Raw genomic sequence first — 25782 nt, 5'->3', positions numbered from 1 at the left:
CCAAGACTACGCGGGCGCGACCATCGCCACGGCGAAGACCTGCACGCCCTCCGCGCGCCCCGTGAACCCGAGACCGTCGGTCGTCGTCGCCGATACCGACACCGGCGCGCCGAGCGCCGCGGAGAGCGCCGCCTCCGCCTCCACCCTGCGGCCCGCGAAGCGCGGTCGCTGCGCCTGCATCTGCACCGACACGTTACCGATCCGCATGCCCGCCGCGGCGACGAGCCGGGCGGTCTCCTCGAGGAATGCGGCCGCGTGCGCGCCCGCGAACTCCGGCCGGTCGACCCCGAAGTGCGTCCCGATGTCGCCGAGGCCCGCGGCGCCCAGGACGGCATCGACGATCGCGTGTGCGACGGCGTCGCCGTCCGAGTGCCCCGAGAGCGCCGGCTCGCCCGGCCATTCCAGCCCCGCGAGCCAGAGGTCGCCCTCTCCCCCGAAGGCGTGAACATCCGTTCCCATCCCCACGCGCGGCAGGAGTGGCTGCGGAGCATCGCGGAAGTCGTCGCGCATCTCGTCCGTGTTCCCCTCGTCATCGCGTCGCGGCCGCGTCCGGGATGCCCGGCGTACGAGGTCCCGGGCGCGGGCGAGGTCGGCGGGCGTCGTGATCTTGAAGCTGGTCTCGGATCCGGCGACCCGGCGCACGGGGAGGCCCGCCTCCGCGACGACGGCCGTGTCGTCCGTGAAGTCGGCGCTCGCACTCGCGTAGGCGGCCTCGAGCGCCTCGCGGGGGAAGCCCTGCGGCGTCTGCGCCGCGGCGAGCTGCGACCTGTCGACATGGGCGGTGACGAACTCGCCGTCGGTGCGCTTGATGGTGTCGACGACGTCGAGCACGGGGAGCACGCCGTGGCCCGTCTCCCTCACGGTGTCTACGACGCGGTCGATGACCGCGGGCGGCGTGAGCGCGCGGGCGGCGTCGTGCACGAGCACGGTCCGCACGCGCGGATCCAGCGCGGCGAGCCCCGCCGCGACCGACCGCTGGCGGGTCGCCCCGCCGGCGACAACCGACACCAGGTGCATCGCGGATCCGGCCTCCGCCGCCGCGAGCCGGCGCGCCGCTTCGAGGTGGGAGGCGGGCGCGACGATGACGACCTGGGCGGGCCGCGCGCGGAGAACGCCGCGGAGGCAGTGCCGCAGGATCTCGTGCTCGTCGATCGCGACGAAGGCCTTGGGCTCCTCGGCGCCGAGGCGCGTACCGCTTCCCGCTGCGACGACGACGATCGCGGTGTCGATATCGATCATGCTCACCCTAAGAAAATAGCCGCCCCGCACCGATGCACGGTGCGGGGCGGCTGATGACGAGAGACTCAGGCCGTCGCGACGTCCTGCGCGAGGGTCTCGTCGAGGATCTTCGCGGCCTCTTCCTCGGAGACGCGCTTCGCGAGCGCGACCTCGGATTCGAGCACCTGTCGGGCCTTCGCGAGCATGCGCTTCTCGCCGGCCGAGAGCCCGCGGTCCTGATCGCGGCGCCAGAGGTCGCGCACGACCTCGCTGACCTTGATCACATCGCCCGACGCGAGCTTCTCGAGGTTCGCCTTGTAGCGGCGTGACCAGTTCGTGGGCTCCTCGGTGAACGGTGCCTGCAGCACCTCGAACACCTGGTTGAGCCCGCCCTCGTCAATGACATCGCGGACGCCGACCAGGTCGACGTTCTCGGCGGGCACCTCGATGACGAGGTCGCCCTGCGTCACGTTGAGCTTGAGGTAGGTCTTCTCCTCGCCTTTGATGACTCGAGTCTTCACTTCGGTGATGGTTGCAGCCCCATGGTGGGGGTAGACGACTGTTTCGCCGACCTCAAAAAGCATATGGATTACGTCCTTCCCAGCGACCGCTAGTCTACCACAGCGCCATGTGCACTAGGATTACGCGCCGCCCGCTCCTCTCCCCGCGGGCTGAAGCATTCAGGCGCACCCGATAGGATGGCGTGGGCCCGCCTCCTGCGCGGGAAACGCACCACCTGGAGGATCCGTGAAATCGCGCATCATCGCGTCCCTCGCCGCTGCCGGCGCCGTGCTTCTGACCGCCACGGGTTGTGGAATCGTCGCACAGCAGGCGACGACCATCGAGTACACCGCTTCCGACGGCGTGAACCTGCCGCACACCGACGAGCCGGGCCTCGATGTCCGCAACGCGCTGGTCGTGGCTGACGCCGACGGCCGCCAGGGCAACTTCGTCGCCGTGCTCGCGAACAACAGCGACGCCGATCAGACCCTCGGCCTCGACTGGGAGGGCGGAAGCGCATCGATCACGGTCAAGGCGGGCGAGACGCTGAGCCTCGGCGGGAAGGATGCGCCCGAGCTGCTCGACGGCATCGACGCCATCCCCGGCTCGACGCTCGTCGTGCACGCGCAGCCGGGCGACGCCGACGGCGTGGAGATCAACATTCCGGTCCTGAGCAACTGCCTGACCGAGTACAGCACGCTCGCTCCGAACGACGAGTACGACGCCGAGGCATGCGCGCCGGTGTCGATGGTCGAAGAGCACTGAGCCGCCGCACAAGAAACTCGGCCACAGCACGAGAAAGGGGATCCCCTCACGGGATCCCCTTTCTCGTGCGCTACGCGATCAGTCGTTCGACTCGTCGATCTCGTCGTCGGACGCACCCGACCAGTCGCCGGTGGCGAGGTAGATGACCTTCTTCGCGACCGAGACGGCGTGGTCGGCGAAGCGCTCGTGGTAGCGGCTCGCGAGGGTCGCGTCGATCGCGTGCGGGATCTCGCCGCCGAACGACTCGCCGAGCACGCGCTCGTACACGCTCGCGTGCAGCTCGTCGATCTCGTCGTCGGTGTCGCGGATCTCCATCGCGTACTTGAGGTCCTGCGTGCGCAGCAGCGTCGCGAGGGTGCGCGCGACCTGCACGTCGAGGCGACCCATGCGCTCGAACACGGGCATGAGGCCGTGCGGAATCGCGCGCTCCGGGTAACGCGAGCGCACCAGCTGGGCGATGTGGTCGGCGAGGTCACCCATGCGCTCGAGCGACGCGCTGGCGCGCAGCGCCGACACGATCACGCGCAGGTCGTGCGCGACCGGCTGCTGCATCGCGAGGGTCTCGATCGCGATCTCGTCGGTCGTGAGCACCAGCTGGTCGATGTGGTCGTCGTTCGCGATGACCTCTTCGGCGAGCGCGACGTCGCCGGTGGCGAAGGCGCGTGTCGCCTTTTCGATGGCCTCGGCGACGAGCTCGGAGATCTCGATCAGTCGGTTCTGGATGTCTTCGAGTGTCTCGTGGAACACTTCACGCATGTTGGGCGCCCTTTCGTGTCTCCGTGGATTGCGCGACGCTTCGAGCGCCCCACGCGGCGAGCCCGATTCTTGCTTCCGAAGGTTAACGGACAGTGGAGCGATGGTGAATTCACGACGCGCCGCTACGCGATCTCCGTTAGTTCATCAGCGTGTCAGCTCGCGTCCACGTACTGTGGAATTATGCCCGGATCCCTGCTTGCCCTCCTCGTCGGGATCGCCATAGGCACGCTGGTCACACTCGTCCTCGTCGGCGCGTTCCGTCTCCGGGCCCGGGCGGCCGAGACGGCCAATCCGCAGATCCCCCGGGCCGTGACGTCGATGCTCGACGTCCTCGAGGACGCCGCCGTCGTGACGGACTCATCGGGCATCGTTCTCGCCGCGTCGCCCTCCTCCCGCTGGCTCGGCGTCGTGGCCGGCCGCCGCCTCGCGCAGGAGGAGCTGCGCGAGCTGATGAAGCAGGCGCGACGGGGCGGCCGTTCGCCCGCCCAGACGATGCGCGTCCGCGTGAGCCGCGTCTCGAACGACACGCGGCTCGTCGTCGGCCGTGCGGCGGCGATCGGAGACGACTTCATCGCGATCTTCGTGCGCGACATCTCCGAGCAGGAGCGCGTGCAGCAGATGCGGCAGGACTTCATCCAGAACACCAGCCACGAGCTGAAGACACCCGTCGGCGCGATCGGCCTACTGGCGGAGGCGCTCGTGATGGCGGCCGATGACCCGGATCAGGTTCGGCACTTCTCCGAGCGCGTGTCGGCCGAGGCGGACCGCCTCGGGCAGCTGACCGCGCGCATCATGAATCTTTCGCGCCTGCAGGCCGCGGACGAATTGATCGACGTTAGCGACGTCTCGATCGACGAGGTCGTCGCCCGCACGGTCGAGGCCCACCTCGTGACGGCGCGGGCGGCCGATGTCGAGCTGATCACGGGCGGCGAGAACGGCGTGCACGTGCACGGCGACGCGCGCGTGCTCGTCGAAGCGCTCAGCAACCTCGTGTCGAACGCGATCGCATACTCCCCCGAGGGCTCCCACGTCGGCATCGGCGTGAAGCAGGACGAGGATATCGTGGAAATCGCCGTGACGGATCAGGGCCTCGGCATCTCCGAGGAAGACCAGAAGCGCATCTTCGAGCGCTTCTACCGGGCCGACCAGGCGCGCTCGCGCCACACGGGCGGCACCGGCCTCGGCCTGTCGATCGTGAAGCACGCCATCCAGCGGCACGGCGGCGAGGTCCGGCTCTGGTCGCGCGAAGGGCAGGGCTCGACCTTCACGATCCGACTGCCGGTGGGCGGACCGTTGACGGGCGCCGTCCCGGTCAAGGTCGACAAGAAGAAAAAGAAGCTGAAGGACAAGAAGAAGCGCGCCGCAGAACGTGCGGCGAAGCGAAAGGATAGCCCCGCATGACGCGTGTGCTGCTTGTAGAAGACGAACCCGATCTCGCGGATCCGCTCGCGTACCTGCTCGGCCGCGAGGGCTTCGAGGTGGAGATCGCGGACGACGGCGAGAAGGCCCTGCGCCTGTTCCAGGAACAGGGCGCGGACGTGATCCTCCTCGACCTCATGCTCCCCGGCATCCCGGGCACGGAGGTCTGCCGCCAGATCCGCGCGACGAGCCAGGTGCCGATCGTCATGCTCACGGCGAAGGACTCCGAGGTGGACATCGTCGTGGGGCTCGAGCTGGGCGCCGACGACTACGTCACCAAGCCGTACTCCTCGCGCGAGCTGCTGGCGCGCATGCGCGCCGTGCTGCGCCGCTCCGCCCAGCCAGAGGAGGACTACGAGGAGCACGTGCTCGAGGGCGGTCGCGTGACGCTCGACATCGACCGCCACACGGTCGCGGTCGACGGCGAGCAGATCAGCATGCCCCTCAAGGAGTTTGAGCTCCTCGAGCTGCTCATGCGCAACACGGGTCGCGTGCTCACTCGCGGTCAGCTCATCGACCGCGTATGGGGATCCGACTACTTCGGCGACACGAAGACGCTCGACGTGCACATCAAGCGCATCCGCTCGCGCATCGAGGAGACCCCCTCGAAGCCGACGATGCTCGTCACCGTGCGCGGCCTCGGGTACCGCTTCGAGGGCTGAGGCGGCAACGCAAAATGGGGATCCCCGAGGGGATCCCCATTTTCGCGCGAGCTCTTACTTGCCCTGGTTCGCGACCGCCGCGGCGCCGGCGGCGGCGGCCTCGGGGTCGAGGTAGCGGCCGGGGCCCGTGGGGCGCAGCTCGTCGTCGAGTTCGTAGACGAGCGGGATGCCCGTGGGGATGTTCAGCGCCGCGATGTCGTCGTCGCTGATGCCCTCGAGGTGCTTCACGAGTGCGCGCAGCGAGTTGCCGTGGGCGGCAACCAAGACGGTCTTGCCGGCCTGCAGATCGGCGGCGATGTCGCTCTCCCAGTAGGGCAGCAGGCGGTCGATCACGAGAGCGAGCGACTCGGTCGCCGGCAGCTCGCCGTCGATACCGGCATAGCGCGGGTCGTGCGTCTGTGCGAACTCGTCGTCGGCGTCAATCGCGGGCGGCGGAACGTCGAACGAGCGGCGCCACTCCATGAACTTCTCCTCGCCGAACTCCGCGAGCGTCTGCGCCTTGTCCTTGCCCTGGAGCGCACCGTAGTGGCGCTCGTTGAGGCGCCACGAGCGCTTCACCGGGATCCAGAGGCGGTCGGCCGCGTCGAGCGCGATGTTCGCGGTCTGGATGGCGCGGCTGAGGAGCGAGGTGTAGAGCACGTCGGGCAGCACGCCCTGCTCGGCGAGGAGCTCGCCGCCGCGCTTGGCCTCGCTGCGGCCCTGCTCGGTGAGTCGGACGTCCACCCAACCGGTGAACAGGTTCTTTTCGTTCCATTCGCTCTGCCCGTGGCGGAGCAGGATCAGGGTGTGCGTCATGCTTCTAGTCTACCGTCGGCGGGTCGACCTGCTTGCGGCGAGACAGCCGCGTGAGGCGCGGGATGTCGGCCGTGCGACCGGCATCGGCGGGAACGATGACCTCCTGGGCCGCCGCGATGCGATCCTCCCCCGCCACGACCACCAGCTCCCTGTCCGCGGGCGTACGGCGCGAGAGGATCGCCAGTGCGACGGGGCCGAGCTCGTGGTGGCGCACCGCCGAGGTGATGCGGCCCGCCTCCTCATCGCCGTCGTAGACGACGTCGCCCTTCTCCGGGAGGACCGAATCGGATCCGTCGAGGTGAAGCAACGCGAGCCGTCGCGGCGGGTGACCGAGGTTGTGCACCTTCGCGACCGTCTCCTGACCCCGATAGCAGCCCTTGTTCAGGTGCACCGCCGTGCGCAACCAGTCCGACTCGTGCGGAATCGACTTCTCGTCGACCTCGGCTGCCCAGCGCGGCCGCCATGCGGCGACGCGCAGCGCGTCGACCGCCAGGGATCCGGCAAGCGGCAGATCGGCGAGCGGGGCGGCGTCGGCGACGACCGCCTCGATCCAGTGGTAGCCGGTGCCGGGGTGCTCGGCCGCCTCCGCGTACTGCCAGCCGCCGGCGGTGACGGACGGCCAGGGATCCGCCCAGACGACGGGCACCTCGCCCACCCGCACGGCCGCGTCTACGAGCGCGTCGGCGGCGGCGCCGCCGCGCATGGCGCCGATCACCTGCACGCCCTCGGGCGTCTCGATCTGGACGTCGGCACGGAAGCGCATCATCGTGAGCCATTTGACGAGCGGCGCGGCATCGCCCGCGTCGACGATGAGCCACAGCTCCTCGCCCGCGTCGACGACCGCCGCCGCGTGCTCCACTCGGCCCTGCGGGTCGAGGACCAGCAGCTCCGTGCTGTCGCCCGGCGCGAGCGTCGTCAGCGCCTGCGAGGTGATCGAATCGAGCCAGCTCTTCCGATCGGCGCCGGTGAGCCGGATCGCCGTCCGATCGGCGCGCGGCGCGATCGCGGATCCGGATTCGAGGCGGCGCTGCTCGCTCACCGGGTTACCCGCGTGCGCGATCACGCCTGCGTCGTCGGCGATGACGCCGTCTCGTGACAGGAAGGGATTCATCAGGCCACCTTGTCCAGTTCGGCGGACGCGTGCGAGGCCATTTCGCCGCCGAGGGCCGCGATGTCCCATACCCAGAAGAGCCGGCCACCGACGAGACCGTACATTCGCGTCGCCGCACCGTAGTGCTTCGCGCTCGCGGAGCGCACGACGGCGTCGGTGCCGATCTGGATCCGCGGGCCGTTGATCTCGCCGACGTACAGCTCCTGCACGCCGTCGGAGTGGCTGAGCGCGACCTCGATCGGGAACGCGCCATCGCTCGTGCGCAGCTCCTCGACGTCGTCGGCGGTTCGCTGCGGCTCGGACCCGAGAGCGGGGAGCAGACCCGGCCCGGGGGCGGCATCGTGTGCGGGGCGCGCGAGGCGCCAGAAGCCCGTCTCGGAGACGAGCAGTTGCTCGGGCTTGTCGGGGGTCGCAAGCAGAGTGGCCGTAGCCACGTAGTTGAGGAACGGCCCGCCGTCGTGGCTGAAGCTCACCCGGTGCCGGAACTCGCCCTCGAAACGGGCGTCGCCGGCGGCGTAGTTGATCACGCCGGTGCCTTCCCAGACCCCGAGCAGCCATGACAGCGGAACGAGGTCGGCGGGGGTGTCAGTGGGGATCTCGATCATGGTGCCTCCAGCGTATCCGCCGGGCACGCGAAAAGGGCCGGATCCCGCTGAGCGGGCCGGCCCGAGAGGTGCGGCGGTTACTTCTGGCCGCGGAAGAGGTTCACGACCACCGCGACCGAGCAGAACGCGATCGCGACGCTCGCGAGACCGAGCAGCCCCACGAAGAACATCTCAAGGGCGAAGACATCGATACCACGAAGAAATTCGAGCATGTCGCTATCCTACGCCGCCCTCAGCTCGCGCCGAAATCGGACGGGAAGAGCGACAACCCTGCCCCCGAGGCGGCGAACAGGGCGCCGACGAAGGAGACGATGCCGATGATCAGGACGCTCCCGAGCGCCGAGGTCGACGTGCGCAGGATGAACCCGTCCGCGCGGGCGATCGTGACCTGCACGAGGAAGGTGATGATCACCGCGACCCCCGCGGCCGCCGCATACCCGTCCCAGCGGTGCGAGGGCGGGGCGAAGATCTCGACGGCGATCGCCAGGACGAGGGAGATGCACCAGGGCAGGAGAAGCCCCTGGCTGCGCGCGACCCGACCGACGATGCCACCGCGCTCCTGAGGCGCCTTGCCCATACTCTGCGTCATCCCGGCCCTCCCCTACGCGCCCTGTCCCTCGGGGCCTGAAGCTCCATTGTGCCGGACTCGGGTGAACGACACGCATAAGATGGAATCTCACGAGAGGAATCCGCGTGGCACATCTACTCAGCCTGAGCTCAGCTCCCGAGTCGGACGCACCTCTTCCTGCGCTCGAACTCCTCAGCCATCAGGTGACCGCGCTCGCGGCAACCCCCGCGACGCTCGTGTCGGCGCCCGCCGCGGACGTCATCATCGTCGACGCGCGACGCGACCTCGCCCAGGCGAAGTCCCTGTGCAAGATCCTTCGCACGGCGGGGCACGTCGCCCCGATCCTCCTCGTCGCCACCGAGGGCGGCCTGGCCGCGATCTCCCCCGACTGGGGTATCGACGATCTGGTGCTCCCCGGCGCCGGTCCCGCCGAGATCGACGCGCGGATCCGGTTGCTGACGGCGCGGACCGCCGCCGAGCAGGAGACGTCGCGGGTGAGCACCTCGGGGATCACGATCGACGAGGCGTCGTACTCGGCGAAGGTGCGCGGCCGGCCGCTCGACCTCACCTTCAAGGAGTTCCAGCTCCTGCACTTCCTCGCCACGCACCCCTCACGCGTGTTCACGCGAGAGCAGCTGCTGAGCGAGGTGTGGGGCTACGACTATTTCGGCGGCACCCGCACGGTCGACGTGCACGTGCGGCGTCTGCGCGCGAAGCTCGGCGATCTGGACCATCTCATCGGCACCGTGCGAAACGTCGGGTACCGTTTCACGGCGGATAACGCCGAGTGATACTTGTTCACGTGAGCTTTCCCTCCCGGGTGTAAGGATGATTCCCATGACCGACTCCGCAATCGTCGATGCAGGTTTGAGCGGCGAAGACGACGACTTCGATGAGCTCTTCGAGGTCGACGCACCCGACCTTCCGGAACACCGCTACTTCGACCGCGAGCTGAGCTGGCTTGCGTTCAACCAGCGCGTGCTCGAGCTCGCCGAGGATCCGAACGTGCCGCTGCTCGAGCGCACGAACTTCCTCGCCATCTTCGCCAGCAACCTCGACGAATTCTTCATGGTGCGCGTCGCCGGCCTCAAGCGGCGCATCATGACCGGCCTCGCGGTGCCGAGCAACGTCGGCACACCGCCGCAGAAGGTGCTCGAGGCGATCAGCGAGAAGGCTCACGAGCTCCAGGAGCGCCACGCCCGCGTCTGGCACGAGCAGCTGCGCCACGAGCTCGCAGCCGAGAAGATCCAATTCGTCGAATGGGCCGAGCTCGACGAGGCCGAGCGCGAGAGCCTCTACACCTACTTCCAGGAGCACGTGTTCCCCGTGCTCATGCCGCTCGCAGTCGACCCCGCGCACCCGTTCCCCTATATCTCCGGCCTGTCGCTGAACCTCGCGGTGCGGATCCGCCATCCCCGCAACGACCGCGAGGAGTTCGCGCGCCTGAAGGTCCCCGCGATGCTGCCCCGCGCGATCCGCGTGCCGAGCGCGGATCCGGACAGCGACGCGGTGCGCCTGATCGCGCTCGAGAGCCTCATCGCGGAACACCTCGACGAGCTCTTCCCCGGCATGGAGATCATCCAGCACCACGCCTTCCGCCTCACGCGCAACGAAGACATGGTGATCGAGGAGGACGAGACCGAGAACCTCATCCAGGCCCTCGAGGAGGAGCTGCTGCGGCGCCGCTTCGGCCCGCCGATCCGCCTCGAGATCACGCAGGACATGGACGACGTCACGCTGGATCTCCTGCTGGGCGAGCTCGGGATCTCGGAGCAGGAGGTCTACCGCCTTCCCGCGCCCCTCGACCTGCGCGCGCTCTTCGAGCTCGGCCGCGTCGACCGTCCGGAGCTGCGCTACAACAAGCACGTTCCGGTAACGGCCATCGACTTCCAGCCCGTCGACAGCGACTCGAAGCACCCGAAGGCCGACATCTTCGGCGCGATCCGCCAGGGCGACGTGCTCGTGCACCACCCGTACGAGTCGTTCGCGACGAGCGTGCAGGCCTTCCTCGAGCAGGCCGCGCGCGATCCGCAGGTGCTCGCGATCAAGCAGACCCTGTACCGCACCTCGGGCGACAGCCCCATCGTGAAGGCCCTCATCGACGCCGCCGAGAACGGCAAGCAGGTCCTCGCGCTCGTCGAGGTGAAGGCCCGTTTCGACGAGGCGAACAACATCGAGTGGGCTCGCGTGCTCGAGAAGGCGGGCGTGCACGTGGTCTACGGCATCGTCGGACTCAAGACGCACTGCAAGATCGTCTCCGTGCTGCGCGAGGAGAACGGCCAGTTGCGCCACTACACCCACGTCGGCACCGGCAACTACAACCCGAAGACGAGCCGCATCTACGAGGACTTCGGGCTGTTCACCTGTGACCCCGTCGTCGGCCAGGACGTCACGCGCCTGTTCAACGAGCTGTCCGGATACGCGCTCGAGAAGAAGTTCAAGCGCCTGCTCACGGCGCCCCGGCACCTGCGCAAGGGCCTGTTGAAGCTCATCGAGCGTGAGCGGCAGAACGCGCTCGCCGGCCGCCCGGCGCACGTGCGCATCAAGGTCAACTCGATGGTCGACGAGGAGATCATCGATGCGCTGTACCGCGCGTCGCAGGCCGGCGTGCCCGTCGACGTGTGGGTGCGCGGCATCTGCAGCCTCCGCGTGGACCTCCCGGGGGTCAGCGATAACATCCGCGTGCGCAGCGTGCTGGGCCGCTACCTCGAGCACTCGCGCATCTTCTCGTTCGGCAATGCCGGCAAGACGGAGATGTACATCGGCAGCGCCGACATGATGCACCGCAACCTCGACCGCCGCGTCGAGGCTCTCGTGCAGATCACCCGCCCCTCGCACATCACCGAGCTGACGCGCTTCTTCGACCTCGCGATGGACGAGAAGTCGGCCACCTGGCACCTCGGCGCGAATGGCCAGTGGGAGCGGCACAACGTCGACGAGAACGGCAAGCAGCTCGTCGACGTGCAGGACGCCACGATGTCGAAGATTCAGCGCCGCCGCCGCGCCCGCGTGGCCAGGAGGTAACCCGCGTGCCGAGCCAGACCGTACTCGCGGCGGGCGGCGTCGTGTGGCGCCGCGACGGCCACGGCGTGCGCGTGCTCGCGGTGCGCCGCAGGAAGTACCGCGACCTGTCGTTCGCGAAGGGCAAGCTCGACCCGGGCGAGACCTTCGCGGAGGCGGCGGTGCGGGAGATCTTCGAGGAGACCGGCATCGCCGGCGTCCTCGGCGCGCCGCTCGGCGCCGTCAAGTACCGCCTCCCCTCCGGGAGGAAGAAGCACGTCGCGTACTGGGCCGTCGAGGCGACGAAGGCCGCCCTCGCGGCGGCGCGCTTCACACCGAACAACGAGATCTCCGAGATCGTGTGGATGACGCTCGACGAGGCGCGCGAGAAGCTCAGCTACCCGGCGGACACCGATGTGCTCGGCCGTTTCGAACAGCTCATCGACGCCGGCGGCCTCGATACCTTCCCGGTCGTCGTCATGCGCCACGGAAAGGCCGGATCCGGGTCGACCGATGCGGTCCGCCCGCTCACGCCGACCGGCCACGAACAGGCGCAGGCGGCGGTGGGTCCGCTGCGCGCCTTCGGGATCCGCCGCGTGTACGCGTCGACCGCCGCGCGGTGCCAGCAGACGGCCGCGCCGATCGCCGCCGCGCTCGGTAAGAGCGTGCACGCCGAGGACGCGATCAGCCAGGACGCCTGGGAGCGCGGCGAGGATGACCCCGCCGCGATCATCGCCAAGCGCGTCGAGAAGGCCAAGCCGGTGGTGATCTGCTCGCACGGGCCCGTGATCCCCGCGCTCATGGAGGCGCTCGCGGTCCAGACGCAAACAGGCTACTCGCGCGAGCTGCGCGAGGCGGCCTCGCTGTCGACCGGCTCGTTCACGGTCGCGCACGTGCGCCGCGGGGGCCAGATCGTGGCGGTGGAGACGCACTCTCCTTTGGATGAGCGCCGCCCGCCGAAGTAGGCTGTGAGGGTGATGAAACCGCGCCTGTTCTCTGGAATGCAGCCCTCCGCCGATTCGCTTCAGATCGGCAACTACATCGGGGCCCTCATGCAGTGGCGCGATATGCAGAACGACTACGACGCGTTCTTCACGGTCGTCGACCTGCACGCGATCACCGTGCAGCAGGATCCGAGCGAGCTGCGCCAGAAGACGCGCCGCACGGCCGCGCAGTACATCGCTGCCGGCATCGACTCGACGAAGTCGACGCTCTACGTGCAGTCGCAGGTGCCCGCCCACGCCGAGCTGGCCTGGGTGCTCTCGACGATCACGGGCTTCGGCGAGGCCGGCCGCATGACGCAGTTCAAGGACAAGTCACGGCGCTACGGCAGCGACAAGACGAGCGTGGGCCTGTTCACCTATCCCGTGCTCATGGCCGCCGACATCCTGCTGTTCCAGGCCGAGGCGGTGCCCGTGGGCGACGACCAGAAGCAGCACGTCGAGCTGACTCGTGACCTCGCGGAGCGGTTCAACTCGCGCTTCGGCGAGACCTTCACGGTGCCCACTCCCACGATCCCGGGCGAGACGGCGCGCATCTACGATCTGCAGAACCCGACGGCGAAGATGTCGAAATCCGCCGAGTCGCAGGCCGGCGTGCTGTACCTTCTCGACGACATCGACGTCACGGCGAAGAAGGTCATGCGCGCCGTGACCGACTCCGAGGGCGTCGTGCGGTACGACCGCGAGAACAAGCCCGGCGTCTCCAACCTGCTGTCGATCCAGTCGGCACTGACCGGCCTCAGCATCGCGCAGCTGGAGGAGGAGTACGCCGGCAAGCAGTACGGCCACCTCAAGCAGGGCGTGCGCGACGCTGTCGTCGCCGAGTTCGAGCCCGTGCGCGCCCGTGCGCTCGAGCTGCTCGAGGATCCGGCGGAGCTCGACCGCGTGCTCGCCCACAACGCCGACCGTGCCGCCGAGGTCGCGGAGGAGACCCTGAAGAAGGTCTACGACCGCGTCGGGCTGCTCCGACGTGGCTGAGCAGGTCACGCTCACCACCGCCCGCCTCACCCTCAGCGCGCCCGACGCCTCGGACGTCGACGCGATCTTCGAGGCGTGTCAGGATCCGGACATTCAGTACTACACGACCGTCCCCTCCCCCTACACGCGCGCCGACGCGGAAGGTTTCGTGGCGCTCGTCGCCGACTGGTGGGAGGACGGCTCGGAGTATGTCTGGGCCCTGCGCGCGCCCGAGGGGTTCGCGGGCGTGATCGGGCTGCACAAGATCGCGGACGGTGCGAGCGAGCTCGGTTTCTGGGCCGCGCCCGGCGCTCGCGGCAACGGATACATGACCGAGGCGGCGCAGGCCGTGCTCGACTTCGCGTTCGGCCCCATGCGGCTCGAACGGATCCTGTGGCGCGCGGTCGTCGGAAACGAGGGATCCGCGCGCGTCGCCCAGAAGCTCGGTTTCCAGTTCGAGGGCATCCAGCGCAAGGGGCTGCCGCACCACGGCGTCGCTGGCGCCCACGGCCGCACCGACGGCTGGATGGCCGGCCTCCTGAACACCGACCCCCGCCACCCCCAACTCTGGGGGCTCTAACCCCGGCCGTTCCCCGTCCCGCACCCCGCACACCCCGCGCGCCCTGCACGCCCTGTACACAACGACGCAGATTTTTGGAGGATCCGCGGCGAGAATCGATTTCTCTAGCCACGGCGGCGAGAATCTGCGTCGTTGTGTACGGCGCTGCGGAGGCGGAGGAGGCCTCGAACGGCGTCGGTTAAGCGTTGCGGGGCGTTGACCAATTGGTTCGCGGTGGGCCGGAGGGTGGCGTAGCCCTGCGCCGCGGCGGCGAGGTCGCGCATGCGGTCCTTCGACTGCTGGTCCCACCCGCCGTGGAAGGCCCGACTATCGCATTCGACGATGATCCACCCGTCCACGAGCAGGTCCACCCGGCCGACACCACCGATCTCGACCTGTAGCTCGATCGAGCATCCAAGGGTGCGCAGGAGCAGCCTCGCGAAGGTCTCCGGGCCCGACTCCGCCCTGCCGTCGACGAACTTTCGGAGTCTCTGCAGCCGCTCCGGAAGCCACCGGAACACCTCGTCGAGGTCTGCCAGCCCGATCACCCCCAGATGAATCGCGCTATCCAGCGTCGCGATCGCGGCCCGGGGTCTCTGGCACAGCACGGCCTGTGCGAGCGCGCGTGGAAGGAGCGCGATCGTCGAGTGCTCGTCCACGGTATCGGCACGCCAGTGGGTGACAACCCGTGCCTTCGAGTCGGCGAGGCGCATCGATCGTGATCGAGGCGAACGCAGCCAGTGGCGCCCGTACCGGATCTGCACGTGCAGAACACCTGATGTCGCCAGCACGTAGACGCCGAGCTCGCGCATGAGTGAGATGCAGTCGAGATGGCCGCCGATGCGGACGGCCGACTTGATGGCCTCGCTCGCCGTGCCGTCGACGTAGTAGTCGCGGCGGGCATGAAACAAGCTGCCGGAGTCGATGTTGCCCCGGATCCCGCGCCGTGTCAGCCCGTCGGCTCTGAGATCGGCGTACGAGAGCGACCTGAGGTGGACCTTTTCGAGCGTCATGAACCGACACTGCCGGATCCCAGAAATCCGCCGAGATCGACTTCCCCATGATTCCGCGGCCCCTGTGGATGGCCGCCCAAATTTCCTGCATGTGGACAACTGGCGCGCGCGTACACAACGACGCAGATTCTCGGCCACCGGGCACCGGAAACTGGTTCACGCGGCAAGTCATCCGAAAATCTGCGTCGTCGTGTACGGGGCCGCGCGTCGGAGGCGAGGCGGGCCGCAGACACAGAAATACCCCCGGGGGAACCAGGGGTATTTCGGGATTTTGGCGGAGACGGGGGGATTTGAACCCCCGGTTAGGTTTAACCCCAACCCTTCATTAGCAGTGAAGTCCGTTCGGCCGCTCCGGCACGTCTCCTCATGCTCGCCGAGGCGCGCATGTCATCTTATCGTACATGTCGCACCCACCCCTCGCGAAATCGACGGATCAGAACAGTGCCTCGGGCGTGCCGCAGTTGCCGGCGATGTTCGAGGCGTTGGATCCGCGCAGGTAGCCGGGAATGCTCACGCGATCGTCGGGCGTCGGCTCGACGCTCGGCGACGGCGTGTCCGTCGGCGTCGGCTCCTCGGTCGGCTCCTCCTCACCGAGCTCGATGACCTGATTCTTCGCGAGAGCGTCGGCGATGAGGTTCCACGTGTCCATGACGGGCAGGAGCCGGTTGGAGTCGGCCGGGTCGTCCATCGCGGGGAACTGGATGAAGGTGTAGTCCTCGACGGGGATTCCGCGCAGGGCCGCACCGATCGAGACCATCGCCATCGGGTCGGCGAGGCCGGACGAGAGTTGCGCGTTCGCCGTGACGGCCTTCGCGAGCCGCAACAGCGTGGGAACGTCTCCGAAGGTGTCCTCGCTCGTCAGCTTGCGCACGAGCGCCCCCATATAGAGCTGCTGGTTTCCGATGCGGTCGAGATCGGATCCGGTCGCCAGCGTCTTGCGGGTGCGCAGGAACTGCAGCGCCTGGTAGCCGACGAGCGGGTGCTCGCCCGCGCTGAGCTCGAGCTCGGTCTCCTTGTCGTAGGGGATCGGCTGTTCGAGGCACACGGTCACGCCGCCGATGGCGTTGGTGATCTCGATCACGCCGATCCAGGTCATGAGCACGGCGTGGTCGATCTCGAGGCCGGTGAGTTCCGAGGCCGAACGCGCGACGCAGTCGAGCCCGCCGTTGGAGTATGCCGTGTTGAACTGAGCGATGCTCGCCCCGGGGGTCTCCACCTCGCGGTGGTCGTCGTAGCACGCCGGCCGCGCCGTCATGAGGTCGCGCGGCAGACTGATCACGGTGACGTGCCGCGGCTCCGGCGAGATGTGGATGATCATGTTCACGTCGTTCAGCTGGCTCGCGTACGAGTTCTTCTGCTGCTCGATCATCTCGGGCGGGCATCGTTCGCCGAACTGCTCGAACGAGCCCTCCTCGCATTTGTCGACGCCCGTCACGAGGATGTTGACGTCGTCGTCCGGCAGCACCTCGACGGCCGGCGGGTTGACGTCCTGCCCCGTCAGCACGACGGAGTTGTCGCGCAGGGTGCCGAAGTACTCGTGATACGCGTAGGCACCGACGCCGATGCCGGCGACGAGAACCGCCGAGAGCACGAAGGCGACGCCCTTCAGAAGTCCGACGAACGGATTCGGGCGTCGCAGCTTCGTGTGGCGCGCAAGGGGCACCTGGCTCATACGGGTCTCCTGGATGGGGGCACGATCGTGCCCCCATCCAATCAGAAGATCGAGCCGCTGTTCGAGCAGGTGGCGTCGCTCGCGCTGGATCCGCGGATGTTGCTCGGCAGCGGAACCTCGTTCGGATCCGGCGTCTCGGTCGCCAACGGATCCGGCTCCTCCGTCGGAGTCTCCGTCGGCTCGACGGGCTCCTCCTGCGCGAGCAGCGGCTGGTTCGCGTCGAGGGCCGCCTTGATCTGCTGCCACGCCACGGTGTCGGGCGCCACCTTGTTCGGGTTGGGCGCGTAGTCGACGTACGGGAACTGGATGAACTCGTACTCGCTCGTGGGCACGTCCTTCAGGGCGCTCGCGATCGAGACCATCGTCGACGGCTTCGCGAGCGCGTCATCGAGGGTCGCGTTGTGCACGACGGCGTTCGCGAGGCGCAGGAGCGCCCCGAGGTCGCCCAGCGTCTCGTCGCTCACGAGCTTGCGCACGAGCGCGCCCATGTACACCTGCTGGTTGCTGATGCGCGACAGGTCGGATCCGTCGCCGACGCCGTGCCGCACGCGGAGGAACTGCAGCGCCTCCACGCCGACGAGCGTGTGCTCGCCCGCCTCGAGGTCGAGGTGGGTGTGGATCGGGTCCTTAATGGGCTGCGCGATGCAGACGTTCACGCCGCCGATCGCGTTGGTGACGTCGATGACGCCGCCCCACGTCATGAGCGCCGCGTGGTCGATGTGGTAGCCCGTCAGCTCCTCCGCGGTCAGCGCGACGCACGCGAGACCACCGGTGCCATAGGCCTCGTTGAAGGGCAGGGCGCTGGCGGGCATCGTCGGGTTCCCGTCGATGTCCTGGCACTCGGGGCGCGCCGTGACGAGGTCGCGCGGGATGCTGATGACGGTAACGCGCCGCGGCTCGGGCGAGATGTGCACGAGCATGTTCACGTCGTTGAGCTGGCCGGAGTAGGAATTCTCCTGGATCTCGGCCATTTCCTCCGTGCAGCGGCCCTCGAACTGACCGATCCACTCGGCCTCGCACTTGTCGATGCCGGAGACGAGGATGTTCACCTCTTCGTCGGGCAGCACCTCGATGTCGGCGCCGACCTCCTGGCCCGCGAGCATCACCGAGTTGCCCTGCAGCGTGCCGAAGTACTCGTGGTACGCGTAGGCGCCCACGCCGATGCCCGCCACGAGCACCGCCGACAGCGCGAAGGCCAGTCCCTTGAAGAACCCTCCGACGACGCCCTTCCGGCGCAGCTTGGTGTGGCGCGCGAAAGGCTCCCGATAAACGTTCTTCGAGGAATAGCTCACACGGGGTCCTTCGATGATGTGGCGGAGAGTGTGGGATTCGAACCCACGAAGCATTTCTGCTTACTGGTTTTCAAGACCAGGTCCTTCGGCCGCTCGGACAACTCCCCAGCCCGCGTGACGCGGACGGAACAATCCTAGCGGAGGAAGCCGACGCCGATTCTGCACGATCCAGCTGGGGGTCCGGTAGAGGATCCCTTAGCGGGCGATGACACCGAGCATCAGGAGGGCCTCGGCGACGCCGCCCTCCTGCACCGTGCTCGTCATCCGCGTGCCGTGCACGCGGACCTCGTCGATAGCCTGCCCCATCACGACGGCCTCTCCCCCGCCCGCGCGCGCCCAATCGAACATCTGGATGTCGTTGCGTCCGTCGCCGATGACGACGACGCTGCCCGGATCCACCCCGAGGCGCTCGCGCACCTGCTCGAGCGCGGTCGACTTGTCGATGCCCTGGGGCGCGATGTCGAGCCACGCCGACCAGCCGACGGCGTAGGACACCTGGTGCAGCCCCATGCGGTCGACGAACGACGCGAACTCGTCACCGGCGTGGTCGTCCGAGACCACGACGATGCGGGTGACGTCGCGACCCTTCATCTCGTCGATGTCGACGTGGAAGGCGTTCGGCGCCGACAGATCCCAGTCGTCGACGAAGTTGTTGTACAGGCGCGTTCCGTCGCCCAGCTCGACGAGGAAGTTCGCCTCCGGAAGCTGCACCTCGAGCTGCGCGAGCACCTCGCTCGCGTCGAAGGTCTCGACGACGTCGCGCACATAGCCCTCCGGTGATGCGTCGTCGCGCGCCATGATCGTGGCGCCATTCGCGGTGACGATGAGCTCGGGCGCAATGCCCAGCCACTCCACCACCTTGCGGGTCCCCGACCAGCTGCGCCCCGTCGCGAAGGTCACGATGTGCCCGGCGGCGACGGCCGTCGATACCGCCTCTGCCACGCCGGGGCTCAGCGACTCGTCCTCGAGGAGCACGGTGCCGTCGATGTCCAGCGCGATGAGGCGGCGGCCGCCCCCGCTTTCCGCCGGCACGGCGTCGAGAACGGTGTCCGTCACGCGATGGGCTCCAGCACCTCGAGGCCGCCGAGGTACGGGCGGAGCACCTCGGGCACGGCGACGGATCCGTCGGCGCGCTGGTGCGTCTCCAGGATCGCGACGATCCAGCGGGTCGTGGCGAGCGTGCCGTTGAGCGTCGCGACGGCCTGGGTCTTCCCGCCCGCCTCGGGGCGGTGGCGGACGCCCAGGCGGCGCGCCTGGTAGGTGGTGCAGTTCGAGGTCGACGTGAGTTCGCGGTAGGCGCCCTGCGTCGGGACCCAGGCCTCCGTGTCGAACTTGCGCGCGGCGCTGGATCCGAGATCGCCGGCGGCGACGTCGATCACGCGATACGCGAGGCCCAGCGACGAGAGCATCTTCTCCTCGAGGGCGATGAGCTTGTCGTGCTGCGCCTCGGCGTCAGCCGGGTCGCAGTAGACGAACATCTCGAGCTTGTTGAACTGGTGCACCCGGATGATGCCGCGGGTGTCCTTGCCGTGCGATCCGGCCTCGCGGCGGTAGCAGGTCGACCAGCCGGCGTACTTCAGCGCGCCGTCCGCTCCGAGATCGACGATCTCGTCCTTGTGGTACCCGGCGAGCGCGACCTCGCTCGTGCCGACGAGGTACAGGTCGTCCTCTTCGAGGTGGTAGATCTCGTCGGAGTGCTTGCCGAGGAAGCCCGTGCCCGCCATGATCTCGGGGCGCACGAGGGTCGGCGTGATCATGGGCGTGAAGCCCTCCTCGAGCGCCGTGTTCAGCGCATAGTTCATGAGCGCCAGCTCGAGCCGCGCCCCGATGCCCTTGAGGAAGTAGAAGCGGGCACCCGACACCTTCGCGCCGCGCTCCATGTCGATCGCGCCGAGCATCTCGCCGAGCTCGAGGTGGTCACGCGGTTCGAAATCGAAGCTCGGGATCGTGCCGACCTCGCGCAGCGTGACGAAGTCGTCCTCGCCGCCCTCCGGCACGCCGTCGATGACGAGGTTCTCGATCTTGTCGACCGCCGCGCGGAACGCCTCTTCGGCCTCCTTCGACGCGGCCTCCGCGTCCTTCACGCGCTGCGCGAGCTCCTTGACCTGGGCGATCAGAGCAGGCTTCTCGTCCTTCGGCGCCTTCGAGACGACCTTGTTGAACGCGTTCTGTTCGGCGCGCAGTTCCTCGAACGCGCTGAGGGCCTCGCGACGCGAAGCCTCCGCGGCGATCGCCTCGTCGACGGTGTCGGGCGAGTTGCCGCGCGCAATCTGCGAACGCTTGACGGCCTCAGGGTTTTCGCGAAGAAGAACGGGATCGATCACCCGTCCAGTCTATGGCGTGTCGCCTGGAACGAAGCGAGGAGGGGCACGGGCCCCCGGATACCCGCACGCCCTAGAGTGACGGTATGAATGCCAGGCGCGCGGCCCTCCTCTACAACCCCGTCAAGGTCAAGAGCGCGCCCGAGCTCATCGCCTCCGTCACGAACCGCTCCGCGCGCAGCGGATGGGCCGAACCCGTGATCCTCGAGACCACCGTCGAGGATCCCGGGCAGGGCATCACCCGCGAGGCGATCTTGCGGGGCGCGAGCGTCGTGCTCGTCGCCGGAGGTGACGGCACGGTCCGCGCGGTTGCGGAGGCGATGCGCGGATCCGGGGTGCCCCTCGCGATCGTGCCGAGCGGCACGGGCAACCTCCTCGCCCGCAACCTGCTCCTGCCGCTCGCGGGGCATGAGGCGATGGTGGGCGCAGCCTTCGACGGCGATGTGCTGCCGATCGACATCGGCATCGCCGAGATCACGCGCCCCTCGGGCGAGCAGGAATCGCACGCCTTCGTCGTGATGGCCGGCATGGGCGTCGACGCGGCGATGATCGCGAAGACGAACCCGCGGATGAAGAAGCATCTCGGCTGGGTCGCCTACGTCGACGGTGCGGCGCGGTCGCTGCCGAGCGCGAAGCCGTTCCGCCTCGCCTATCAGATGGACGGGCTGAGCCTGCAGATGGCGCGCGTCAACAGCGTGCTCTTCGCCAATTGCGGCGCGCTGCCCGCCGGGATCGACCTCGTTCCCGATGGCCTCGTCGACGATGGGCTGCTCGATGTGGCGCTGATCGAGGCGCGGGGCCCCTTCGGGTGGCTCGCCGTGTGGCGCAAGCTGTGGTGGCACAACTCGGTGCTCGCGAAGTCGCGCATGGGCCGCCGGATCGTGGCGAGGGCGCGGAACCACTCGATCCGCTACCTCGTGGGGGCGGAGGCGGAGGCGGCCTCCCCGCTCCCCCAGCCCGTCGAGCTCGACGGCGACGAGTTCGGCCTGGCGGCCCGGATCCGCTGCCGCGTCGACCAGGGCGGCCTGCTGATCGCGGCGCCGGCCGGCCACCGGCTCGCGCCGCGGCGCCCATAGCCGCTACTGCAGCGCGCTCGTGAGCCGCGCGACGTTGTCGAGCACGCGGGAGCGGATCGGCTGCTTCAGCCACTCCTCGAGCGTCAGCTGGCGGCTGTTGCGCCGATACTCCTCCTCGACCTCGCGAAGCTGCTCGACGAATGCGCGACCGCGCACGAGGAGCGACACCTCGAAGTTGAGGCCGAACGAGCGCATGTCCATGTTGCTGGATCCGATCACGGCCGTCTCGTCGTCGATCGAGAGCGACTTCGTGTGCAGGATGTAGGGCGACTTGTAGAGCCAGATGTTGACCCCCATGCGCAGCAGGTCCTCGTAGTAGCTGCGCTGGGCGTGATAGACCATGGCCTGGTCGCTCGTCTCGCTGACGAACAGGTCGACCTGCACGCCGCGATTGCAGGCCGTGGCGACCGCGCGCAGGAGCGCCTCGTCGGGCACGAAGTAGGGGCTGACGAGAATCGCGCGTTCCTTCGCCGCGTAGAGCAGGCTCAGGAAGAGGTGCAGGTTGTTCTCGCTCTCGAAACCGGGGCCGCTCGGCACCACCTGGCAATCGAAGTCGTCCGCGCCGGGCTTGTGATCCTGCAGGTCGACGCCCTCCGGGATTGACCCGACTTCGCTGTAGTAGTCGGTGAGGAAGACCGCCTCGATGCTGCGCACCACGGGGCCCTCGACGCGCACCATGAGGTCGACCCAGGTGAGGCCGCGCTTGATGTTCTTGGGAACGTTGTACGAGGCGTGCGTGAGGTTCTGGGAGCCGATGAACGCCACCTCGCCGTCGACGACCAGGAGCTTGCGGTGGTTGCGCAGGTCGGGACGCTGGAACTTGCCCTTGAGCGGCTGCAGTGGCAGGAGGAAGTGCCAGTCCGCGCCCATGCGGTCGAGGCGCTCCTTCGTCTGCCGGTGCAACGGCTTCGACAGGTTCGCCCAGTGATCCATGAGCACGTGCACCCGCACGCCGCGCGCCGCCGCGTCCTCCATGGCCCGGAAGAACTCGTCCGTCGCCGCGTCCGCCTTCAGGATGTAGAACTCGACCTGCACATAGTGCTTCGAGCCGCGGATCGCCGCCGCCATCTCCGCGAGCGACTCGTCGTAGTCGGAGATGATGCGGGCCCCGTTGTCGCCGGACAGCGGGAGCGCGCCGAGCTGACGGTTCATGTGCACGATCTGACGGAACCAGTCCGGCGGGTTCGGCAGCAGCGTCCCCAGCTCGAGATGCTCGTTCGATTCGCGGAGCACCTCATTGACCGCCGACTGCATATCGCGACGCTTCTTCGGCAGGCGGGGGTTTCCGATGAGCAGGAAGAACAGCACGCCGGGCACCGGCAGGAAGAAGATGAGGAGCAGCCACGCCATCGCCGACGTCGGCCGGCGCCCGGGCGGCACGAACATCACCGCGGTGATGCGAATCACCATGTCGAGCGTGAAGACGAAGGCGGCCCACACGGCCGACCACGAAAACCAGTCCACTGATCCTCCTTGCCGGCATCGTGCCGACTCAGATCAGCTTAGGCCGTTCACCTCAACAAGCCCGCCCGCGCGGATCGCGGGCTACTCGCGCGGGGCCATCCCGCGCTTCGCGCGCTCCTCGGCCTCGATCTTCGCGTAGACGCGGCGCTCGGTGCGGTCGAACTTCAGCACGTTGCGCAGGATCCAGAAGAAGAGGGTCGCGATGACGACCGTCGGCGCGATGGTGAGCAGAGCCGTCACCCAGTACTGATCCATGACGCCAGTCTACGCGGGGCGAGGTGTGGCGCGGCTGAAACTATACACACCCCTCTCCGGGCGGCCGCGGGCTGTGGATACCCGCCGCGCCGCGCCCGATCGGCGAAGGATCGAGGAATGAACCTCACTCTTCGCCCCACCTCGGCCGCCCGCCTCCTCGCGAGGCTCCCCCACCAGCTCGGCCACAGCCCTCAGGGAAGCCTGGTGCTCGTCCCCGTGGCCGCGCGCGCGATGCTCGGCGCGCTGCGCATCGACCTGCCGGGCGACGCGGGCGTCGATCGCGCGGCGGAGCTCGCGATCGGCTACCTCCGCCGCGTCCCCGACGTGGAGGACGTCGTCACGACCATCTGGACCGACGGCCCCGCGCTCGACGGCGGCGGCGTCGCGCACGAGGCGCTCGCTGCCGCCGTCGCGGAGCGCGCCGCGGCCGCTGGCCTGCGCATCACCGGCGAGTACTGCATCGGAGACGACGGATGGACCGCCTACGACCGTCCCCTGCTGCGCCCGCTCGCCGAGCTCGCGGACGCCGATCCGGATCCGTGCGCGGCGCTCCCCGTCGATGCGCGCGCGGGGTCCGCCGTGCCCCGGGCGGCCGCGGACGAACGCGAGGAGGTCGCGCGGCAGCTCCTCGCGCTCGAGGAGCTGCCGACGGATCCGTTCCGGCGCATCTGGGACGGGCTCCGGCCCGATGCGGCCGTCGCGGAGGCGGCGGCGGAGCTGCGCGCCTTCGACGCGGATCCCTTCTTCGCCGTCCGCGAGAGCCTCTCGGGCGCGGAGCTCGCGCCCTCACGCGCGGCGCTGTGGATGTGGATCCTGCGCTGCCCCGCGCTGCGCGACGTGATGATCACGGCGTGGACGGGCGGCGTGGACGAGGCCCGGCATGCGTGCGCCTGGCAGCGCGACTGGGTGGAGGGATCCGCGGTGTCGCCGGACTTCCCGGTGCGCCTGGCGGGCGAGGGCCTGCGCCCGCCGAGGCCGAGGCTCCTCGCCGCGCTCGAGTTCTGCCGCGCGCTGGCCGCGCGGGCACCGCGCACCCACCTCGCGGCGTGCCTGGCGGTGTGCGGATGGCTCGCGTGGGCGCTCGGCAACTCCACGCACGCCGGCGAATACGCGGCGCGCGCGCTCGAGATCGACGAACGGTGTTCGTTCGCGGCGCTCATTCGCACCATGACCGACAGAGGCATCCTCCCCGGCTGGGCATTCGACCCTGCCGGGATGGATGCCTCCCTCGATACGGACGGTCTTACTTGACGAGCGGGAAGAGGATCGTCTCGCGGATGCCGAGGCCCGTGAGGCTCATCAGCAGGCGGTCGATACCCATGCCCATGCCGCCCGACGGCGGCATGCCATGCTCGAGTGCGCGCAGGAAGTCCTCGTCGATGCGCATGGCCTCGTCGTCGCCGCGGTCGGCGAGCTTCGCCTGCTCGACGAATCGTTCGCGCTGGATGACGGGGTCGACGAGCTCCGAGTATCCGGTCGCCTGCTCGTAGCCGTTGATGTAGAGGTCCCACTTCTCGACGACGCCGGGGACGGTGCGGTGCTCGCGCACGAGCGGGCTCGTGTCGACGGGGAAGTCCATGACGAAGGTCGGCGCGGTCAGGTGGTCGCCGACGAAGTGCTCCCACAGCTCCTCGACGAGCTTGCCGTGCGTGGCGTGCGCGGGAACCTCCACGCCGCTCTTCTCGGCGAGCGCCTCGAGCTCGTCCTGCGTCGTCTCGGGGGTGATCTCGACGCCCGCGGCCTCGGACAGCGAGGGGTACATCGAGATGCGCGCCCACTCGCCGCCCAGGTCGTACTGGGATCCGTCGGCGTGCGTGACGAGGGTGGTGCCGTGCACCGCGAGCGCCGCGTTCTGGATGAGCTTCTGGGTGAGGTCCGCGATGCCGTTGTAGTCGCTGTACGCCTCGTACGCCTCGAGCATCGCGAACTCCGGGCTGTGCGTGGAGTCGGCGCCCTCGTTCCGGAAGTTGCGGTTGATCTCGAACACCCGGTCGATGCCGCCGACGACGGCGCGCTTGAGGTAGAGCTCCGGCGCGATGCGCATGTACAGCTCGGTGTCGAACGCGTTGGAGTGGGTGACGAAGGGGCGCGCGGCGGCGCCGCCGGGCTGCACCTGGAGCATCGGGGTCTCGACCTCGAAGAACGCCTCGTCCTCGAAGGTCTGGCGCAGGCTCTTCATGACGATCGAGCGCGCGCGGGCGGTCTCGCGTGCCTGGTCGCGCACGATGAGGTCAAGGTAGCGCTGGCGCACCCGGGTCTCTTCGTTCAGTTCGGAGTGGAGGTTCGGCAGCGGCAGGATCGCCTTGGCGGCGATCTGCCACTCGCTGACCATGATCGACAGCTCGCCGCGGCGGCTCGAGATGATCTCGCCGGAGATGAAGACGTGGTCGCCGAGGTCGACGAGCTCCTTCCAGGCCGCGAGCGACTCGTCGCCGACGTTGGCGAGCGACACCATCGCCTGGATCCGGGATCCATCCCCCGCCTGCAGCGAGGCGAAGCAGAGCTTTCCGGTGTTGCGACTGAAAACGACGCGGCCGGCGACGCCGGCGGTGACGCCCGTCTCGGCGCCCGCCTCGAGCTCGCCGTATTCGGCGCGGAGCGCGGGGATCGTCGTCGTCACCGGGACCGTCACGGGGTACGCCCCACCGGCGGCCGACTCGCGCTGCTCGATGAGCTTCGCACGCTTCGCCAGACGCACGGCCTTCTGCTCGAAGATGTCCTCTTCGGGGGTGGCGGCGGTTTCGGGCGAATCAGTCATGCGCGGTGTTCCTC

The 25782-nt window shown here is 68.8% G+C and carries 26 protein-coding genes and 2 tRNA genes; 10 read left to right on the top strand and 18 right to left on the bottom strand.

Going from position 1 to position 25782, the window contains the following annotated elements; translation table 11 throughout:
* Positions 1–6: 6 nt before the first annotated feature.
* Together ispD and IEX05_RS05845 are read right to left on the bottom strand one after the other, a co-directional pair.
* The gene (ispD, locus tag IEX05_RS05850) at positions 7–1239 is read right to left on the bottom strand and encodes a 2-C-methyl-D-erythritol 4-phosphate cytidylyltransferase (RefSeq protein WP_188700782.1); all 1233 of its coding nucleotides are present in this window, start codon (positions 1237–1239) and stop codon (positions 7–9) included.
* Between the two features lie 65 nt (positions 1240–1304).
* Positions 1305–1802, bottom strand: a complete 498-nt coding sequence (locus IEX05_RS05845; protein ID WP_188700464.1) for a CarD family transcriptional regulator — start codon at positions 1800–1802, stop codon at positions 1305–1307.
* A gap of 163 nt (positions 1803–1965) precedes the next feature.
* Between IEX05_RS05845 and IEX05_RS05840 the strand changes: the two genes are divergently transcribed.
* Positions 1966–2484, top strand: coding sequence for a DNA modification methylase (locus IEX05_RS05840; RefSeq protein WP_188700463.1), 519 nt, complete (start codon positions 1966–1968; stop codon positions 2482–2484).
* A 78-nt stretch (positions 2485–2562) separates the two neighbouring features.
* On the opposite strand, the gene phoU is transcribed toward IEX05_RS05840, so the two are convergent.
* The gene (gene phoU, locus IEX05_RS05835) at positions 2563–3240 is read right to left on the bottom strand and encodes a phosphate signaling complex protein PhoU (protein ID WP_188700461.1); all 678 of its coding nucleotides are present in this window, start codon (positions 3238–3240) and stop codon (positions 2563–2565) included.
* Between the two features lie 180 nt (positions 3241–3420).
* On the opposite strand from phoU, the gene IEX05_RS05830 reads away from it, so the two are divergent.
* Both IEX05_RS05830 and IEX05_RS05825 read left to right on the top strand, forming a co-directional pair.
* Positions 3421–4641 carry a sensor histidine kinase gene (locus IEX05_RS05830; RefSeq protein WP_188700460.1) on the top strand — a complete coding sequence of 407 codons (1221 nt, stop codon included), beginning with the start codon at positions 3421–3423 and terminating at the stop codon, positions 4639–4641.
* On the top strand, positions 4638–5321 hold the full coding sequence (locus tag IEX05_RS05825; RefSeq protein WP_188700458.1) for a response regulator: 684 nt from the start codon (positions 4638–4640) through the stop codon (positions 5319–5321). The genes IEX05_RS05830 and IEX05_RS05825 overlap by 4 nt, the downstream gene beginning before the upstream one ends.
* Before the next feature lie 54 nt (positions 5322–5375).
* On the opposite strand, the gene IEX05_RS05820 is transcribed toward IEX05_RS05825, so the two are convergent.
* From IEX05_RS05820 to IEX05_RS05805, 5 genes are all read right to left on the bottom strand, one after another.
* Positions 5376–6116 (bottom strand): phosphoglyceromutase, encoded by a 741-nt coding sequence (locus tag IEX05_RS05820; protein ID WP_188700457.1) that lies wholly within the window; start codon positions 6114–6116, stop codon positions 5376–5378.
* 4 nt (positions 6117–6120) lie between these two features.
* Complete coding sequence (ygfZ, locus tag IEX05_RS05815; protein ID WP_188700455.1) at positions 6121–7227, bottom strand: CAF17-like 4Fe-4S cluster assembly/insertion protein YgfZ; 1107 nt, start codon at positions 7225–7227, stop codon at positions 6121–6123.
* A complete protein-coding gene (locus IEX05_RS05810) occupies positions 7227–7832 on the bottom strand; it encodes a heme-binding beta-barrel domain-containing protein (RefSeq protein WP_188700454.1) in 606 nt (201 codons plus the stop codon). The genes ygfZ and IEX05_RS05810 overlap by 1 nt, the downstream gene beginning before the upstream one ends.
* Positions 7833–7909: 77 nt before the next feature.
* Positions 7910–8044: a hypothetical protein gene (locus IEX05_RS15425; protein WP_268237863.1), complete on the bottom strand. Its 135-nt coding sequence runs from the start codon at positions 8042–8044 to the stop codon at positions 7910–7912.
* 20 nt (positions 8045–8064) lie between these two features.
* Positions 8065–8421: a hypothetical protein gene (locus IEX05_RS05805; protein WP_188700453.1), complete on the bottom strand. Its 357-nt coding sequence runs from the start codon at positions 8419–8421 to the stop codon at positions 8065–8067.
* A gap of 104 nt (positions 8422–8525) precedes the next feature.
* On the opposite strand from IEX05_RS05805, the gene IEX05_RS05800 reads away from it, so the two are divergent.
* The 5 genes from IEX05_RS05800 to IEX05_RS05780 are packed head-to-tail and all read left to right on the top strand — an operon-like array spanning position 8526 to position 13938.
* Positions 8526–9191 (top strand): response regulator transcription factor, encoded by a 666-nt coding sequence (locus IEX05_RS05800; protein WP_188700452.1) that lies wholly within the window; start codon positions 8526–8528, stop codon positions 9189–9191.
* Between the two features lie 46 nt (positions 9192–9237).
* Positions 9238–11424 carry an RNA degradosome polyphosphate kinase gene (locus IEX05_RS05795; RefSeq protein ID WP_188700450.1) on the top strand — a complete coding sequence of 729 codons (2187 nt, stop codon included), beginning with the start codon at positions 9238–9240 and terminating at the stop codon, positions 11422–11424.
* Between the two features lie 5 nt (positions 11425–11429).
* Positions 11430–12365 (top strand): NUDIX hydrolase, encoded by a 936-nt coding sequence (locus IEX05_RS05790; protein ID WP_188700449.1) that lies wholly within the window; start codon positions 11430–11432, stop codon positions 12363–12365.
* A gap of 12 nt (positions 12366–12377) precedes the next feature.
* A complete protein-coding gene (gene trpS, locus IEX05_RS05785) occupies positions 12378–13379 on the top strand; it encodes a tryptophan--tRNA ligase (RefSeq protein ID WP_188700781.1) in 1002 nt (333 codons plus the stop codon).
* Positions 13372–13938 (top strand): GNAT family N-acetyltransferase, encoded by a 567-nt coding sequence (locus IEX05_RS05780; RefSeq protein WP_188700447.1) that lies wholly within the window; start codon positions 13372–13374, stop codon positions 13936–13938. Before trpS ends, IEX05_RS05780 begins: the two co-directional genes overlap by 8 nt.
* A 104-nt stretch (positions 13939–14042) precedes the next feature.
* Here the strand turns inward: IEX05_RS05780 and IEX05_RS05775 are convergent, their stop codons facing one another.
* From IEX05_RS05775 to serS, 7 genes are all read right to left on the bottom strand, one after another.
* Entirely contained in the window at positions 14043–14930 is an 888-nt protein-coding gene (locus IEX05_RS05775) for a putative endonuclease domain-containing protein (RefSeq protein ID WP_188700446.1), read from the bottom strand.
* Between the two features lie 272 nt (positions 14931–15202).
* Positions 15203–15294 (bottom strand) — tRNA-Ser (locus IEX05_RS05770).
* A gap of 69 nt (positions 15295–15363) precedes the next feature.
* Positions 15364–16602 carry an LCP family protein gene (locus IEX05_RS05765; protein WP_188700445.1) on the bottom strand — a complete coding sequence of 413 codons (1239 nt, stop codon included), beginning with the start codon at positions 16600–16602 and terminating at the stop codon, positions 15364–15366.
* Between the two features lie 41 nt (positions 16603–16643).
* Complete coding sequence (locus IEX05_RS05760) at positions 16644–17894, bottom strand: LCP family protein (RefSeq protein ID WP_188700444.1); 1251 nt, start codon at positions 17892–17894, stop codon at positions 16644–16646.
* Between the two features lie 19 nt (positions 17895–17913).
* Positions 17914–18001 (bottom strand) — tRNA-Ser (locus IEX05_RS05755).
* A gap of 88 nt (positions 18002–18089) precedes the next feature.
* Positions 18090–18950 (bottom strand): HAD hydrolase family protein, encoded by an 861-nt coding sequence (locus IEX05_RS05750; RefSeq protein WP_229661154.1) that lies wholly within the window; start codon positions 18948–18950, stop codon positions 18090–18092.
* Positions 18947–20218, bottom strand: a complete 1272-nt coding sequence (gene serS, locus IEX05_RS05745) for a serine--tRNA ligase (RefSeq protein WP_188700442.1) — start codon at positions 20216–20218, stop codon at positions 18947–18949. The genes IEX05_RS05750 and serS overlap by 4 nt, the downstream gene beginning before the upstream one ends.
* 83 nt (positions 20219–20301) lie before the next feature.
* Between serS and IEX05_RS05740 the strand changes: the two genes are divergently transcribed.
* Positions 20302–21291, top strand: coding sequence for a diacylglycerol/lipid kinase family protein (locus tag IEX05_RS05740; protein ID WP_188700441.1), 990 nt, complete (start codon positions 20302–20304; stop codon positions 21289–21291).
* 3 nt (positions 21292–21294) lie between these two features.
* On the opposite strand, the gene cls is transcribed toward IEX05_RS05740, so the two are convergent.
* A complete protein-coding gene (gene cls, locus IEX05_RS05735; RefSeq protein ID WP_268237862.1) occupies positions 21295–22755 on the bottom strand; it encodes a cardiolipin synthase in 1461 nt (486 codons plus the stop codon).
* Positions 22756–22836: 81 nt separating this feature from the next.
* Entirely contained in the window at positions 22837–23010 is a 174-nt protein-coding gene (locus IEX05_RS05730; RefSeq protein ID WP_188700439.1) for a hypothetical protein, read from the bottom strand.
* Positions 23011–23127: 117 nt separating this feature from the next.
* Here IEX05_RS05730 and IEX05_RS05725 point away from each other — a divergent pair, with 117 nt between their 5' ends.
* A complete protein-coding gene (locus IEX05_RS05725; protein ID WP_188700438.1) occupies positions 23128–24261 on the top strand; it encodes a DUF4192 family protein in 1134 nt (377 codons plus the stop codon).
* On the opposite strand, the gene lysS is transcribed toward IEX05_RS05725, so the two are convergent.
* A complete protein-coding gene (gene lysS, locus IEX05_RS05720; protein ID WP_188700437.1) occupies positions 24254–25768 on the bottom strand; it encodes a lysine--tRNA ligase in 1515 nt (504 codons plus the stop codon). The two genes, IEX05_RS05725 and lysS, sit on opposite strands and share 8 nt — an antisense overlap.
* Positions 25769–25782 lie beyond the last annotated feature (14 nt).

Origin of the sequence: Microbacterium nanhaiense, assembly GCF_014646015.1 — a bacterium.
GTDB classification, from domain to species: Bacteria; Actinomycetota; Actinomycetes; order Actinomycetales; family Microbacteriaceae; genus Microbacterium; species Microbacterium nanhaiense.
The sequence above is the reverse complement of the archived record's forward strand: the minus strand, read 5'-3'. Positions and strand labels throughout refer to the sequence as shown.